Raw genomic sequence first — 13,540 nt, forward strand, 5'->3', positions numbered from 1 at the left:
CCAAGAAGCGGAAGTCCCCAAATCGGACTGCGCGCGTTCCGTCAAAGCGATATCTGTTGCCGATGCCGCGGCAGGACGCGGACGGGCTCTGTCTGCAGACGCGGCTTGCACTGGAAGCGGCGCGATCGGGACGTGCCGCCACTCGGGAGATGACCGTCCTCGCACAGGCCGTGCTGCTGACGAGCTTCCTCACCGAGTCGGGGCACGGCCTACTTCCGCTGAGCTGGGTCCATCAAGTCGAGAAAGCCGTACTCGCAGTACTTGACACGGGTAAGAACACTGGCGACTGGAACGTCGACGAGGCGATCATCGAGTCGCTTACTGTCATCGTCAACGAACATGATCGCCAACTGCGGGAAGTTCGCTTCTCGGAAGTGGTCGCGGCGACCGAGCGACTGGACAAGATGATCGTGGCTGCGCTAAGGAACTAGGCGATCCGTCGCGATCCAGCAGCGATCCCGTCGTGGCCCGTTGGGCGTCGCGAGCCGCTACGACACTCCTCGAAAGCGCTTCATTGCCAATGATCAAGATCCGGAGGCTGATGTTCTTGTGACTGCGTGAGCAGCCATTCTTCCGCCTGTTCAAGCAGGCAGCGGGCGTACTCGGAAACGAATGCGCTATCGTTGTGATTGGCCTTCCCGAAAACGCTCACCATCACGCGCCGTGCTTCGGTCGCGAAGGCTGCCCGGTCTTGTTCCGAGTCGAAGAAAACATCGGTAACGATCTTTTCGGCAATGTCGTTGATTGTCCCGACGACTTTGCCGTCCAGCAGGATCTTGCCGGTTGCGTTGAAGCCGCGTCTTGTCTCGGTGAACTGGATGCTGAAAGGATCGATGGTGTAGGTCATATTGGCCTGATTGAGAGCGTTGAGTGACGCGCCGGTCCGAGTCGCCACGACTCGGCGCATCTCCCACGCTAGGCCTAGCTTGCGAAAGTCAAGGCTGCGTGCCTCTCCAATGCCACGCCTACCAACCTTTGCCACCATCGAGCTTTCCATCTGGCGCTGCCGCCGCCTGCAGGCTTCGAATTTCGTGATGGAGACGGCAGGTGTCTCGTTTTTCCTTAGGATGACGCCCAACGAGATCTGAGGAGTCAGGGGGCAGCCGAATGATGTTGCCGATGAATGTGCTAACCGCGACGCGGCCGCGATGAAAAGCAAGCTCCCGCGTTTCGAGCCCATGGGCGTAAATGAGGGCAGGGCGCTCTGGCTGAAATACCGTGGAAACTCGGAAGTTCAGCGCATGCTGCTGGAGATCGCGCAGGCGCGCGAGGCGATCCGCGAGATTGCTGACTACTTTGCCTTGGTGCAAAGGGCATGGGAGGAAGAGGATCTCGGCCAACTCGTTGCGCTGGAGAAGATCCGACTATTGCTCATGGAGCAAAGTCTTCGGCGTATTGCGCTTGCTGGGTTGAAGCCGCCGCAGGGCGACGAGCCAGACGAGCCCGAACCGGCAGTCCTCGACTGAGAGAGGTGAAATGATTGGCATGCCACGAAAGCTGCGCCAATCCGGGCATTGGGAGCCAGTGAGCGTGGCAAGCCGGGTGACCGACGTTCTCGTCCCGAATTACTAGCCGTCGGCCTCTACCGTTGTCGGGAACGCCTTGCACGACCGGCATGCCTCTGCGTTCAACCTTCGGCCAGGTTCTACTTCGATCGATTGAGGATTTCGACGTCAAAGCCTTCCGGCCATCTCTGATTGACGACGCGCAAGGCGTCTTGCGCAATCAATTCCGGTGCAACATCCTCGTAGTCGCCTTGCGGCGTAATGAGCAGCAGCGCGCACGGAGCGCCCTTTGCAGCGGCAATGTTCTCGGCAAGCGTCGTCATCTCCGAAGCTCACCGGTTGATTTGATCCTCCAGGATCTTCTTTTCATCTTTTTTCATCGTTCGATCTCTCTTCGACGTTGTCAGCCGACGATCCTGGTCGGTTCCAAGGTTTGTCGCAGCCGGGTCACCGTGCGGTGGCTCGACAGCCCCAGCAGATTGCTGACTTGTTCATTGGTTCCTCCAGCCGCAATGTGACGCCGGCCATAGCTATTGCGGAGCAGTCGAGGACTCTCGTCGGCCGCTGACAGGCCGGCGCGTCGCAGAGCGGTGCGAACGCACTTCACCAGCGTATCCGGTTTCATCGGCTTGCCGCTACTCGTCGCGACGAAGAGCCACGCGGTCGGGTACAAAAACTCGGTCCGGACTTGATGATACGCACGGAGAACGTCGTGGGCGAAGCGGTCGACCGGAACACGTCGAGCCAAACGTGGTCCGTGCTTTTCCACCAACAGGCTAGGCCGCGCGCCTTCCATGTCAAGGTCTTGCACGCGAAGGAGGCTTAGTTCGGCAGCCGTGACACCACAGCTGAGGAAAAGCGCCACGATCGCCGTGTTCCGCAAGTCTTTGGTCGACTCAGAGTTCCTCAATCCGCAAACAGCCTGCAGTCGCTTGTCATCCTCTTCAGAAAGATAGATGGGTGTCGGCTCGTCGTCCGGCCAGTGCTCCTGAGCCAGCATTTCGGCGGCAGGATTCGCTGTGCGCAACTCGATCGCCACCAGGTGTCGCACGAACCGATCGATTAGTTTGAGGTATCGATGCCGTGTCGTCGTGCCGGGCCGACAGTCGTTCGCAAGCTCATCGAAGAATCCGCGGATATGGTCGGATCCGAAGGTGGCCACGCTCTGACGACGCGCCAACAGATATTCGTTGAAACGAGAAAACATCGAGCAATGCTGGACGACGGACTGGTCGGCAAACGCCCGCCGATCCGCGCCGGTCGCCTCGGCGCGTTGCCATTCGGAATACGCTGTCTCGGGATCGGATAGCCACGAATCTGTCGACATAAAAATCGATATACTGAATTTCGCCAACCCCCAATCTAACGCGAAGCTCACGCTTCGCCAACACCTGTCTTCAAACGGAAGTCCCTAGCGTTCTCCCAACAGAGAGGGTTGCCCGAGGTGTCGACGAGACTTGTCTGAGCACTGAGCCATTTCAATGACGGTTTAGTGAGTCGCCGCTGGCCCTATTGTTAGCATTCGTGGCATAGTGCCGATACATTTCGAATGCGGAGGTTAAGATGGCAACTCTAGAAGCAATCCAATCGCGGATCAAAAAGCTTGAGGCACAGGCGCAGGCGCTCAAAGCCAAAAGTGTGAGCGGAGTACTTAAGCAGATTCACGACCTGATGGATCGGCACGAGATCTCGATGGAGGATGTTTCTGCATTCGTTGGCAAGGCCGCACGTAGTACGAAAGCGAAGGCAACGGGAAAGGCCGTTTCTGCCAAATACCTCGATCCGAAAACGGGCGCCTCTTGGAGCGGACGGGGCAGGGCGCCAGCATGGATTGCGAACGCGCGCGATCGAAACGCATTCTTGGCGGACGGAACTGCGCCTGTTGAAAGCACGAAGGTCACCTTGACACGCCGGAAAGCTGCTCGGAAGGGTCCTCAGCCCGCGCTTTATCGCGATCCCGTATCTGGGAATACGTGGAGTGGATTCGGTCGTGCGCCGGCCTGGATCGCAACAGCCAACGATCGCAGTACGTATCTCATTGCCGGAAATGCCGTTGCGAGTGAAAGCGGCAAAAGGTCGAACGCCGCCCCGGCGAAGAAGACCGAAGCAGCAAAGAAGACGCAAGTGAAGGCAGTGACGACAGTAAAGAAGGCCGCGCCTTCCGCCACGAAAGCGGCGGCAAAGAACGTGGCGGCAAAGAAGGCGACGGCAAAGAAAGCCACCGCAAAGAAGGTGGCGGCGAAGAAGGTCAGTGCAAAAAAGGCCACTGTCGCGAAGAAGGGCGCGGCAACTAAATCGGAAGGTAGCTTCGCTGCATCGAAGCGCGCCCGTTCGAGCAGTGTTCGTTCAGCTCGGAAGGCGCCATCGACGGCGGAAAGCGTAGCGTCGGCGCCTGAGAGCTCGGTGCAATCTTCCGAGACCGAAGTGCAAACCAGCGCAAGCTAAGAGAGCGTTTCTCGATTGTCGCGTCGCGACAATCGAGACTTCAGGAAAGCCCCGGAGCGATGAAGCTTTATTGAACCTGTCGCTATCAGCCAGGGGCGCCATCAAACACACCGTTGTGATTTCAGGGCGTCCGTCCTTCCGGGTTCCTTGCGGACCCGCCTTCGTCCTGGTCATCATGCCTGCGAGCGACGTGCCCTGCGGTAGTCACCGCCTCATCGCGCGTCGCCGCTTTGATCGCATATTACGACCTTGCCGGGAAGCGTCCTAAGACAGCCCGGTAAGGTCGTTACCTCAAACAGATTACTTCTCCAGCCGGCCTTTTGAACACCGCAAACACATTGAATGAAGTTAGCGTGACCGCGCGAAAGGGTTGATTGGCTGCACCTTATTCCTGTCTTTTACTCGCTCGAGCAACTGCACCTTGCCCCAATCGGCGGACATTGCTTCAAGTTCCCGCACGACGTTTGATTCCAGTGCCTGCAATCCCACGTCACCTTGAAAGTTCGATTTGAACGCGTGGAGGAGGCGGTGCTGAAGAACGCGGGTCACATCCTCAACTCGTCCGGGCGCATCCGCGTCAGCGAACAAAACCGACTCAGGTGAGAACGGGTCATAGTAAATCAAGTGCGGATACTCGGTGTTCACTGCAACTTTGGGCTCGTCACTGACTAGCAATGAGCCGAGCAGTTGAACGGAGCCCTTCATGCCCTTTGGCGTTTTGAAAACCCATAGGCGCTTGGGCAACCGCTCCTTGAGTGCAGCAATCTTCGCGCTGTTGGACCCGAAGTGGCCGAGCTGGCCGTTCTTCAAGTCCTGCTCGAACTTCTGCCAATAGTAAAAGATATCCATTTCCCGCCTATGTGCCCCGTGTCGGTTGTAGTCGTGTGCGACGACGTAATGGTACCAACAGCGTACTGCGAGCCCTATGAGGAAATTTCAGATTCGTCGCGCATACCCGCAGTATCGCGAGTGACCGGGTCCCGGCGAATCGCAGGGTTGGGCGCCTCCCTTCCGACAGACACGGCCGGAATGTTTCCACGTTGCGAACAGGAGCCTTGTCGTGTGTCGCAATCAATCACACACGTCGCTGTTACGATTCGACGGCGTAGAAGGAGGAGCGCTGGATTGTTGCGTGTAAACAGCAAGTTAGGCTATTCGTATTGACGGACCTGCACTTGGCACAGAACGTGGATAAGGCTAAGCGAGCGTAGATTCGAACCGCTCAATCACATCCCGTCCCTTGCCTGACACTACTTTTAAGGTGAATCGAATGAGCACACTGACTATTGTTGACCTGCATCATGAGGAAGAACTGTCTCGTACTGAGATGGCCCGCGTTGTCGGCGGGCATGACGTAGAGAAGGAAAAAGCACTTGTGGAGGCCTACCGTGTTATCAACTCAATAAACACGCTAGAGAATACGCCCGACCCGGCCCCCGCCCGCGTGGGGATGAAGCTGTAGTTCTGAGCAACTGAGGAGGGAAGCGGGGGGCAAGGAGAATGTCGACCTTGTGTGTGCGCCGTCCAGGGGGAGGTGCGGACGAAAACTTGGGATTACCAAGGGGTAGTTCATGTACTCGTACGAAGACCGCATGCGAGCGATCCGGCTTGATTTGAAGTTGGGTAAGCGCGTCGAGGCGGCCATCCGACAGCTGGGTTATCCGACAAAGAACGCTCTGAAGTCGTGGCATCTCGAATACGAACGACGTTACGATTTGCGGACCGGCTATGTTCGTTTGACGCCGAAATATTCGGCCGAACAGAAGAAGGTTGCCGTCGATCATTACTTAGGCCGTGGCCGTTGTGCTGCTGCAACCTTGAGGGCGTTGGGATATCCAAGTCGCGGGACGCTCGCCGCCTGGCTCGAAGAGCTGCATCCCGAATTCGGACAACGCATTGTTGGCAGAGCAACTGGGAGCCTTCCGAAATCGCCGGCGAGGAAGCAGGCGGCAGTTATCGAACTGTGCACCCGAGAGGATAGCGCGCGCGTGCTTGCCCAGAAAGCAAGCCTGAGCAGACCGACGCTTACAATTGGAAGAACCGGCTACTCGGTCGTGATGCCCTCGCATCTGAAACGCCAGAAGAAGCCAGCACCGGACAGTGAGCGTGCGAAACTGGAACAACAGGTCGAATCGCTTCGACGCCACGTCCGGCAACTGCAGCTCGAGCACGACATCCTGAAGAAAGCGAACGAACTAATAAAAAAAGTAATGGGCATCGCCCCGCAACTCCTGAGCAACCGGGAGAAAACGATGCTGGCTGATGCCCTGAAAAACACCTACACGTTGCCAGAACTTTTAGCCGTATTGGGGCTGGCTTGCGGTTGCTACTTCTATCAACGTGCGCGAACGAGCACCGGCATACATGTCGGCCACGAGCAGAGCTTTAGCGCGCGGGTGCAATGTTAAACGGAAGACGGGACGACGCAGGTAGGCGCATCGGCATTTCGCCCGGCTACGACAGCAAGCGCTCAAGGTCGTCGGTTTTCAACGGCTTCAGCAGGCAATCGTCGAAGCCATCGAGCTCTCCCTCGGTTTGTTCGGTATGTCCCGCGAGAGCGATGATACGAGCGGCGGCAGAGCGGCCCTTGCGAACGCCAAGACATACATCGCGACCGTCAACGTCTGGCAGTGTGAGGTCGACAAAGATGATGTCAAATTTCTTCTCGGCGGCAATGGTCAAGGCCGATGCGCCGTTGTATGCGACATCGCTTTCATGTCCAAGCGCGAATGCGAGGGCGGCGAGCGCGTCTGCTGCGTCCTTGAAGTCATCCACAAAGAGGACCGTGCACATCCCGCACCTCGGTGGGGTCGGCACCGGACGCAAATTCATCATATTGCGGTCGGAGCCATCTGAAACCTAACTACAGTCTAGACGAGGGGGAGTCGGCAGAGAAGGAAGAACGGGAGCATCAATGCGTCTTGAGGGGTGATCCACTGTGCAGTGAAGCGAGCGATTTTCTGGTGACACCTAGCTGCGTTCAGCCGGAATTTTGCTATTAAGCATTGCCAGTGCTTGGGCGGGCGCGATGGAGCACACACGATGCCCAGGCTCGGATAGCTCGTTCAGCAATATAACGAGTGGCTCTAACATGAGCCCCTTTTGGCAGTAGGCATCGAAGTCGGGGCCTGTCGCCCTGTCTTTAACGTATTTTTCGTCGTGAGCAGTGAGCGCCACGATGATTGGCGGCGATGTTCGCATGTCAGTGCGCAGGTTCCTCGCTACAGCAAACCCATCCATTTCCGGCATGGAAATATCTAGCAAAACTACATCGGGCACCCAGGCGCGAGCTTTCGAAATCGCGGCGGCTCCGGAGTATTCTGTCTGAACTTTGAAGCCGACGAGTCCAAGGTAAGTCGCGAGCGCGTCCGCGCTGTTGCGATTGTCGTCGACTACTAGCACGCGAGGGGCTCGGCCCGTCGGGGACATTGAGCGGGCGGTCCAACGCTTTGGGGCGGCAGCGAGCGTAGCCATTGAATGGAGTCGTAAAAAGCGTCGAGCCGAGAATATAAAGGCAAGGTCCCTTGCCTCAACGTTAAGCAGTGCGCCCGCCGTTCAGAAAAGGAAACAAGAACGCGCGAAGTGTTGTTCTGAAGAAAATCCTGTCCGATGAAGCGTCGGTGGCAGAAGATTGACGATGCAAGTCTTGGTCCGAAACCGACCTACGAACGTTCGGACTGGCCTTACGGCCGCCGACCGTCGAGGGCGTGCATTGACGCTGTCTGGAGCGTTCGCTGCCTCGCGATTGTCGGAGGCGAAGCCCCCGGGTTCATGCCGAACACAGTCGGACGCGGCCATGACCAAACGATTCGAGCTTGGAATTTCTGAGGGCGGCGTCGGACTCCTCGACCGGCCGACTGACGGGTATATCAACTTGAGTAAGCGAGTCGCCGGCTGCGTTCTCGTGACGACGGAAGAGGGCCTCGCCGCCTAACCGGCACATATCCTCGATCGGTATGGCAAGGCGTACTTAGCCCGCGTGCTCGATGGCAACCACCTCGTCTCTGAGCGGTGCTGCGGAAATCCCAATTCGCGGTAGCCACGGTCGGCGGGATGTCCTTGGGGGCGCGCCTACCTTTTCATGTGAAACGGTGAGCGAGCGATGGCGTGCCAGTCATCTGCTGCTCACGTGCACTTCTACTGTTGGTAGCGGGAGTTTCCTGGCTCTGCCCTGAAGCGGGCCCCGGGTCGAGGATGCTGGACGCTTGATATAGGCAAATCCACACGTCCTGCGTCGGCTGCAGAGGGTCCTGCTCGTGTATCCAATTTGAAGAACATTGGGTACACCGGTAAGGCTGGAGTGAAACCGGCTGACGGCCCAGCGGCCGCAACTTTGAAGGAGTACGCGTCGCGACCAACCACCTGTGCGGATTGGCGGCAGCGAATTCCTGCATCTCTTGGCACGCTTCACAGGACATGTCAGTCAGAAAGCATGTAAAAGGCTCGCCAGTATAACCTCGACGAGGTGCCGCGCCCTATACCTACGCCGCGCATCTTTCGGACGCAGAAATTACTCGAGCTGGGCGTGCATTCGCCGTGCCCAGGCACTCCGAGATGCGCGAAGCTTGTCGCGTCAGCGGTCATTTCAGACCCCAATATTCGCTTTTTACAACGCTTTCATATCGTTGTTCCGAAGGACGACGAGCTTATGTTGCGATGCACAAATTTTTGCTACTCTTCGTCGATATAAGGTTCGCTCGGCATATCTGGGTAGGTCAAAACGGAGAACGCATCATGCACGACGCTGACATCGCCGTGACCCTCTTGAACAGGTGGGAGGGAGACAAACAGCTCGACGATTCGATGGATGCTGCGGAACTCCTCCGAGAGGGTGGGCTCGCTTTTGGGCATTATGTTGGTATTTGCACAGACACCTCCGACGAATTCGTGGATGGCGTAGAAATTGAATGTCTGACTTTCAGCGATGGCTCGCGTGCTTTGCGATTAAATCCGCGAGGCTCGCGCCGCGACCTGGTATGTTGGGCAGCTATCGGTCCCTCTCGATGCATCAAAGGTCAGTCCTCGTGATGAGGCAGACATGAACACCTCCTCCGGCGGGTTAATCTTCACTGTCCCTGTCGATTCGCCGACCCACGGTGTGCTCTTTTCAGCCTAAGGCCTTGGACGTAGCTATCGCGCATTTGCGCTTTCTTACGGAGCAGCGTGCGAGCGGCTCGGCGCGAACGACCAGGGCCAGCAGCAAATGCTTCTCGCGTTCTCAACCACCATCGCGCAGCCCGCGCGATTGACGGTAAGGCGTTACCTGCGGATGGGCGGCGGGTGGTGCTCGAAGCGACCGATTTCACGTGATAGCGGTGTTCTTTGCGCAACAAATACGCGCCATTTTTTGCTGTAGGAGGCTGCCGGTTTTGTGTGCAGCATGATGTTGACGCAGTTTTCGCGGAATGCCGTGCGGCTGCGGCGGCAGTAGTAGTCGACCATCAACATTGACGAGGTTTCAAATGGCAATTGGGACAGTTAAGTGGTTCAACGACGCGAAGGGCTTCGGCTTCATCAGCCCAGACGATGGCGGAGAGGACCTCTTCGCACACTTCTCGGAAATCATGGCCGACGGATTAAAGTCACTGCGGGAGAATCAGAAAATGAGCTTCGACGTGAAGTTGGGACCAAAGGGCAAGCAAGCGTCGAATATCAAGTCCATATAAGGCGTCGTCGCAACATCGGACAGGACGCGCACCGCTGATTGTGGGAACAGCTTGCCTTAAGCCGCCTAGAAAGGGCGGGGCTTACTGGCTGCAGTGCTATCCCACAGGCGCCGACTCGGCGAAAAGAAGACTCAGGTGCGAGAAAGTAACTTCGACCACACATTTTTTTGAGGTACATTGGACGTGCGAACAGTCCACCGGACGCATACGTCAGGAGATTCCTCGTAGGTGGATGTTCCTCGTCGCAGCCAACTTCACACATCGATGACTTCCGAGCCACCTTCTGCTTCGTCCCTTCTTGCAACGATGCGTGCCATCACCGCCCAAGGGCAGTTCGGAATGTCTTTGGCAGACCTCTGCAACGCGACGGGCTCATCGAGAACTGTCATCAACAGACTGCTCTATCGTCTTGGTGCAGAAGGAAAAGCATTCTCGGATGGGCGAAACGGAGCGCAACGATACTACCTCTTCGCCGACGCACGCGATGAACCGGTAAGGGCCGCCCAGTAGAGGTGACTTGCGCCGTCTGACCAGAGGGCAATGAAGCAGGCAGATGTCGCACGGATGTCAGACACACCTGCTACCGTGTTTTTCTGGTTACTCCCAGAATGCAAGCAAACGGCCGCGCGATATTTCGCGGGCGCAACCTGGACTAGGAGTCGTCATGCTGTCATGTTTCGCCGTGCGCCATCAAGCCGAGAATCCCACCGATGCAATCGCCGACCACACTCTTCTGCAGGCAATTGCGGACGAAGCACGCATTCAATTTGAGCCGGGATGGGTCGAAATCAGCTATCTCGAACTGCCGTCAGACGAGACGGCAAGAAAGGCCGTCGAACAGCGTTTGCGCCATCATCAACTGTCGTTTGATGTGGTTACGCGAATTGCTTACTGAGACGGCGCGTCAGAACCCGAGGCATGTGAAAGAATCTGACTCCAAGGGGAGCGATTACATCGCTCCGCCTCATTCTCCCGCACGCGAACCAGCCAAGATTCTCTGCGACGTCATATTCGCATGATTTCAGTCTCTGCATCCAAAGACCGACCCGCATCGTATCTGCTTACACAGCGACCATAAATTGCTGACTGAGTCACATTCTTCGAACCCACTCGCTGGGCGAGTCGAATGCAAGTGGCTCAATGTGTGACGGTGTGCTTCGGGAGATTCGAAATGGTCAAGGTTATGACGTATGTCCGGGCGAGCTGTATGTCGGCTTCTCTTCTTTTTGTATTGCATCCATCGCCCGTTCTGGCAGGTGGTAACGGGAACGGAGGAAACGGCAGCGGCGGCTCTCATGGCGCGGCGACATCCGGCATGACTTTTCATAGTGAGCCGGTTTCAAGTCCATGGAACCGCGTCCCAGGCGATTTAACTCGAGCTACCGACGCATCAGTCGTATCCCTTCGTCAAGCGACGCCTGAAGACACTAGCACGCCGAAGGGCTCGAACTAACCGGTCCAATGACGGCATCTCGTCGCATAGCAACAGCGAGTCATCCGTCGCACCAACGGCCCCGGTGACCGTGAGCTACAAGAAGCGAAGAGTCGTCTCGCACCGCCAGACGGCAATGCCGTCCCTGAACGGGAGAGACGCTCGAGAAAATGGGACGTTGGCGCACGCGACTAGAACTCGAGCAGCCAGTTGGTTCATTGCGCGCCGAGAGCTCGTCGTTCTACGGTGCCTTGCCGGAATCTTCCCTTCGCCAGTGCGTCGTACACTACTGCTCACGTCGTGAATCCTCGAATGCCAAGACGAAACGCGTGTCTTCGCTGCGGTCGTTTTTAGCCGGCGAGTATTGCGCCGCGGAAACTCGGATGTGCTGCGTATGTTCGAGGTTAGTACCTGAGGAGGGCACCATGCTTGAACTTTCCGGTAGTGTCGAGCTTGTAGTCACCGAAGTGGAGACGCAGGAGGAAGAACGCCTCGTTCTGACGGCCAAGGACTTCCATCTGGAGAAGCGCGCGATGTTGGACGACGACGTTTTGCGCGAAGTTGAAGACGATGACTATGTGGCGTACGTAAGCGCGTTATGGTATGACTTTAAAGCCGTCGCGACGCCCCCGAACAATCTTGAGTTCGAGGACGACCCCGAGGAAGTTCGTGTCGACATTGTTGAAAACAATATCGAATTCGTCGAGCCGCTTGACGACGAAAGTGAAATCGAAGATTAACAGTCGAACCCGAATATTCGACCTGCGCGTACTCCTTCGTACGGCGGACTCGTGCGATGCCTCTGCTGCGTGAAATCGCTTTACGCCCGAAAGGTTTTGCCCAACTCGCGCTCCGCGAGCCGAAAGTAATGGCGAAAGTTATAGACAAGGGGCGACCATTTCTCGGCGTCGATGTGGTTGTCGTTCTTGACGAAGTCCTCATCAGCGTGGACGCGAATGATTTCTACCTCTGCGGCGACGCCGCCGCCAAGCTTCTCGAGCTTTTCCCCGCCCATCTTGTGAATATGACGTACACGGGCTTCCATTTGAACCGGGCATTCGGCGACTCTGAAGGGCTTGACGCTATCGCTCGCCAATTGTGTAAATTCCGCTTCTTCGAACTTGCATTTCTCAAACCGAAATTGCTTCGCCTTCAATTCCGGCACTGGGTTTTTGCCAGTTAGCGGCGCCAGTTTCTCTACCTGCTGCCACATTTCTGGAGAGGGAAGATTGATGACACATTCTGGGTTGCGTTCGAAATTCTCCGCGGTTTTTGTCTCATCGAGCAGCCCGAGAACCAAAGTCCACCCTAAGGCCCAGAACGATGACATCGGAGCCAGGTTGGTCGTTGCGTCCTCATTGAGTGAGCTGATAAGGGCGACTGGCGTGCCGAAATAGAGAATTTTTGGTTCAATGGTGCGAAAGATTCTTTGAGTCACGGAAACCTCCTTGACATTTTTGAAGCTCGGATTTGCGACATGAGAAAATCGCAAAAACCTGATGCTTTGCCATTCTGCCGAACTGGCAGGACGGACGTTTCAGCGTGTTCTGAAACGTCCATCGGTCTTCTAACTTCAAGTCGGGTCCTCAGGCTGGTAATTCAGCGCTGCCGTCCGATTCCCTCGTCGACAAGCGAAGGTAAGCTGCGGCGAGTCGGCGCAATTCTTCCTCGGATGCGTCTTCAATGCCAATCAACTGATTACTTGCCGTGCGATGAGATGAAAGTAGCTCGTTCAGCTTTAGGTGAAGCGCGACGCTATCCTTGTTCTGACTCTGTTGAATTAGAAAAACCATCAGGAACGTAACGATTGTGGTTCCTGTATTTATGACCAATTGCCAACCGTCGGAGTAATGAAAAATCGGACCGGTCACGACCCAAGCGGCTACCGTGAACACAGCCAGGCAAAAGGCTGCTGGCGAACCGGCCCAGCGGGTGACTAGGCTGGCAAACTTGTCAAACGCGCGGGTCAAGGGGTGCCGGCTTGCATAAGCCGGGCTGGACGTGTCTGGAACGGTGTCGAGTTCGTCAGTAGACGAGTGCGACAAGTTTGGTTCGTTCATTGTCGGCTCCAGAATGATTTAGGCTAACAATGAGGCAACCGGCATGCCAGTCGGTCAGTCGTAAGGGAGGTGCATGCTTGACCGGGGAGGAGTCGTCGATTTTTGGGAATTGAAAAAGATGGGGATTTTGTGGGCCAATACGACTGCCGCCGGGCCGGAAATACGCCGGTTTCTCGTGCCGGGACAGTCGTCCCGCGCGACGCTCGTCGGAGCCGCCGCCATTGGAAAGTGCACCATCCGTGAGTAGGCGTGCCCGGCGAGCGGGATACGAACGAGGACGCCTACAAAAGCTTCGACGCCGCCTTAAGGGTAAGCGGCTCGTCTCGACCGTTGTAGGGGGTGACCTCAGTACGCAGCACAATGATGTCCATCACTTTCGATTTGATGGACACCACTTTGTCAGAGTTCTCAGAGAAGAAGCCGGGTAGTCGA

The 13,540-nt window shown here is 56.7% G+C and carries 17 protein-coding genes and 1 pseudogene; 8 read left to right on the forward strand and 10 right to left on the reverse strand.

Annotated elements, in window-relative coordinates; genetic code table 11:
• Nucleotides 1-62 precede the first annotated feature (62 nt).
• On the forward strand, nucleotides 63-431 hold the full coding sequence (locus IAG25_RS28765) for a Fis family transcriptional regulator (protein ID WP_255503996.1): 369 nt from the start codon (nucleotides 63-65) through the stop codon (nucleotides 429-431).
• Between the two features lie 80 nt (nucleotides 432-511).
• Here IAG25_RS28765 and IAG25_RS28770 read toward each other — a convergent pair whose 3' ends face one another.
• Nucleotides 512-847 carry a hypothetical protein gene (locus IAG25_RS28770; protein ID WP_187607841.1) on the reverse strand — a complete coding sequence of 112 codons (336 nt, stop codon included), beginning with the start codon at nucleotides 845-847 and terminating at the stop codon, nucleotides 512-514.
• Nucleotides 848-1,148: 301 nt separating this feature from the next.
• Between IAG25_RS28770 and IAG25_RS28775 the strand changes: the two genes are divergently transcribed.
• On the forward strand, nucleotides 1,149-1,466 hold the full coding sequence (locus tag IAG25_RS28775) for a hypothetical protein (RefSeq protein ID WP_187607842.1): 318 nt from the start codon (nucleotides 1,149-1,151) through the stop codon (nucleotides 1,464-1,466).
• A gap of 179 nt (nucleotides 1,467-1,645) precedes the next feature.
• Here the strand turns inward: IAG25_RS28775 and IAG25_RS28780 are convergent, their stop codons facing one another.
• Together IAG25_RS28780 and IAG25_RS28785 are read right to left on the reverse strand one after the other, a co-directional pair.
• On the reverse strand, nucleotides 1,646-1,828 hold the full coding sequence (locus IAG25_RS28780) for a hypothetical protein (protein ID WP_255503997.1): 183 nt from the start codon (nucleotides 1,826-1,828) through the stop codon (nucleotides 1,646-1,648).
• 80 nt (nucleotides 1,829-1,908) lie between these two features.
• Complete coding sequence (locus IAG25_RS28785) at nucleotides 1,909-2,883, reverse strand: tyrosine-type recombinase/integrase (RefSeq protein WP_238295823.1); 975 nt, start codon at nucleotides 2,881-2,883, stop codon at nucleotides 1,909-1,911.
• A 185-nt stretch (nucleotides 2,884-3,068) separates the two neighbouring features.
• On the opposite strand from IAG25_RS28785, the gene IAG25_RS28790 reads away from it, so the two are divergent.
• The gene (locus IAG25_RS28790; protein WP_187607843.1) at nucleotides 3,069-3,950 is read left to right on the forward strand and encodes an H-NS family nucleoid-associated regulatory protein; all 882 of its coding nucleotides are present in this window, start codon (nucleotides 3,069-3,071) and stop codon (nucleotides 3,948-3,950) included.
• Between the two features lie 348 nt (nucleotides 3,951-4,298).
• Here the strand turns inward: IAG25_RS28790 and IAG25_RS28795 are convergent, their stop codons facing one another.
• Nucleotides 4,299-4,799, reverse strand: a complete 501-nt coding sequence (locus IAG25_RS28795) for a hypothetical protein (RefSeq protein ID WP_187607844.1) — start codon at nucleotides 4,797-4,799, stop codon at nucleotides 4,299-4,301.
• A 421-nt stretch (nucleotides 4,800-5,220) separates the two neighbouring features.
• Between IAG25_RS28795 and IAG25_RS28800 the strand changes: the two genes are divergently transcribed.
• Together IAG25_RS28800 and IAG25_RS28805 are read left to right on the forward strand one after the other, a co-directional pair.
• Nucleotides 5,221-5,412 carry a hypothetical protein gene (locus IAG25_RS28800; RefSeq protein WP_187607845.1) on the forward strand — a complete coding sequence of 64 codons (192 nt, stop codon included), beginning with the start codon at nucleotides 5,221-5,223 and terminating at the stop codon, nucleotides 5,410-5,412.
• Nucleotides 5,413-5,521: 109 nt separating this feature from the next.
• Nucleotides 5,522-6,298 (forward strand): annotated as a pseudogene (locus IAG25_RS28805) (IS3 family transposase); the annotation flags it as partial.
• A 106-nt stretch (nucleotides 6,299-6,404) separates the two neighbouring features.
• Here the strand turns inward: IAG25_RS28805 and IAG25_RS28810 are convergent.
• From IAG25_RS28810 to IAG25_RS28820, 3 genes are all read right to left on the reverse strand, one after another.
• Nucleotides 6,405-6,743, reverse strand: a complete 339-nt coding sequence (locus IAG25_RS28810; RefSeq protein ID WP_187607846.1) for a response regulator — start codon at nucleotides 6,741-6,743, stop codon at nucleotides 6,405-6,407.
• A gap of 177 nt (nucleotides 6,744-6,920) precedes the next feature.
• Nucleotides 6,921-7,352, reverse strand: coding sequence for a response regulator (locus IAG25_RS28815; protein WP_187607847.1), 432 nt, complete (start codon nucleotides 7,350-7,352; stop codon nucleotides 6,921-6,923).
• Nucleotides 7,353-9,209: 1,857 nt separating this feature from the next.
• Nucleotides 9,210-9,398: a hypothetical protein gene (locus tag IAG25_RS28820; RefSeq protein ID WP_187607848.1), complete on the reverse strand. Its 189-nt coding sequence runs from the start codon at nucleotides 9,396-9,398 to the stop codon at nucleotides 9,210-9,212.
• Nucleotides 9,399-9,412: 14 nt separating this feature from the next.
• Here IAG25_RS28820 and IAG25_RS28825 point away from each other — a divergent pair, with 14 nt between their 5' ends.
• Nucleotides 9,413-9,616, forward strand: a complete 204-nt coding sequence (locus IAG25_RS28825; protein ID WP_187607849.1) for a cold-shock protein — start codon at nucleotides 9,413-9,415, stop codon at nucleotides 9,614-9,616.
• A 254-nt stretch (nucleotides 9,617-9,870) separates the two neighbouring features.
• Here IAG25_RS28825 and IAG25_RS41605 read toward each other — a convergent pair whose 3' ends face one another.
• Nucleotides 9,871-10,005, reverse strand: a complete 135-nt coding sequence (locus tag IAG25_RS41605; protein ID WP_255503999.1) for a hypothetical protein — start codon at nucleotides 10,003-10,005, stop codon at nucleotides 9,871-9,873.
• Between the two features lie 275 nt (nucleotides 10,006-10,280).
• On the opposite strand from IAG25_RS41605, the gene IAG25_RS28830 reads away from it, so the two are divergent.
• Both IAG25_RS28830 and IAG25_RS28835 read left to right on the forward strand, forming a co-directional pair.
• On the forward strand, nucleotides 10,281-10,511 hold the full coding sequence (locus IAG25_RS28830) for a hypothetical protein (RefSeq protein ID WP_187607850.1): 231 nt from the start codon (nucleotides 10,281-10,283) through the stop codon (nucleotides 10,509-10,511).
• A gap of 962 nt (nucleotides 10,512-11,473) precedes the next feature.
• Entirely contained in the window at nucleotides 11,474-11,788 is a 315-nt protein-coding gene (locus IAG25_RS28835) for a hypothetical protein (protein WP_187607851.1), read from the forward strand.
• An 80-nt stretch (nucleotides 11,789-11,868) separates the two neighbouring features.
• Here the strand turns inward: IAG25_RS28835 and IAG25_RS28840 are convergent, their stop codons facing one another.
• On the reverse strand, nucleotides 11,869-12,486 hold the full coding sequence (locus IAG25_RS28840) for a flavin reductase family protein (protein ID WP_187607852.1): 618 nt from the start codon (nucleotides 12,484-12,486) through the stop codon (nucleotides 11,869-11,871).
• Nucleotides 12,487-12,634: 148 nt separating this feature from the next.
• Entirely contained in the window at nucleotides 12,635-13,108 is a 474-nt protein-coding gene (locus IAG25_RS28845) for a low affinity iron permease family protein (RefSeq protein ID WP_187607853.1), read from the reverse strand.
• Nucleotides 13,109-13,540 lie beyond the last annotated feature (432 nt).

This window comes from Caballeronia sp. EK (assembly GCF_014384845.1).
In the GTDB taxonomy this organism is placed as follows: Bacteria; Pseudomonadota; Gammaproteobacteria; order Burkholderiales; family Burkholderiaceae; genus Caballeronia; species Caballeronia jiangsuensis.

What these genes read in the sequence shown, in the direction of transcription:
- IAG25_RS28765 (WP_255503996.1), top strand. Translation starts at nt 63, where the DNA reads ATGCCGCGGCAGGACGCGGACGGGCTCTGTCTGCAGACGCGGCTTGCA.
- IAG25_RS28770 (WP_187607841.1), bottom strand. Translation starts at nt 847, where the DNA reads ATGACCTACACCATCGATCCTTTCAGCATCCAGTTCACCGAGACAAGA.
- IAG25_RS28775 (WP_187607842.1), top strand. Translation starts at nt 1,149, where the DNA reads ATGAAAAGCAAGCTCCCGCGTTTCGAGCCCATGGGCGTAAATGAGGGC.
- IAG25_RS28780 (WP_255503997.1), bottom strand. Translation starts at nt 1,828, where the DNA reads ATGACGACGCTTGCCGAGAACATTGCCGCTGCAAAGGGCGCTCCGTGC.
- IAG25_RS28790 (WP_187607843.1), top strand. Translation starts at nt 3,069, where the DNA reads ATGGCAACTCTAGAAGCAATCCAATCGCGGATCAAAAAGCTTGAGGCA.
- IAG25_RS28795 (WP_187607844.1), bottom strand. Translation starts at nt 4,799, where the DNA reads ATGGATATCTTTTACTATTGGCAGAAGTTCGAGCAGGACTTGAAGAAC.
- IAG25_RS28800 (WP_187607845.1), top strand. Translation starts at nt 5,221, where the DNA reads ATGAGCACACTGACTATTGTTGACCTGCATCATGAGGAAGAACTGTCT.
- IAG25_RS28810 (WP_187607846.1), bottom strand. Translation starts at nt 6,743, where the DNA reads ATGTGCACGGTCCTCTTTGTGGATGACTTCAAGGACGCAGCAGACGCG.
- IAG25_RS28820 (WP_187607848.1), bottom strand. Translation starts at nt 9,398, where the DNA reads ATGTTGATGGTCGACTACTACTGCCGCCGCAGCCGCACGGCATTCCGC.
- IAG25_RS28825 (WP_187607849.1), top strand. Translation starts at nt 9,413, where the DNA reads ATGGCAATTGGGACAGTTAAGTGGTTCAACGACGCGAAGGGCTTCGGC.
- IAG25_RS41605 (WP_255503999.1), bottom strand. Translation starts at nt 10,005, where the DNA reads ATGACAGTTCTCGATGAGCCCGTCGCGTTGCAGAGGTCTGCCAAAGAC.
- IAG25_RS28830 (WP_187607850.1), top strand. Translation starts at nt 10,281, where the DNA reads ATGCTGTCATGTTTCGCCGTGCGCCATCAAGCCGAGAATCCCACCGAT.
- IAG25_RS28835 (WP_187607851.1), top strand. Translation starts at nt 11,474, where the DNA reads ATGCTTGAACTTTCCGGTAGTGTCGAGCTTGTAGTCACCGAAGTGGAG.
- IAG25_RS28845 (WP_187607853.1), bottom strand. Translation starts at nt 13,108, where the DNA reads ATGAACGAACCAAACTTGTCGCACTCGTCTACTGACGAACTCGACACC.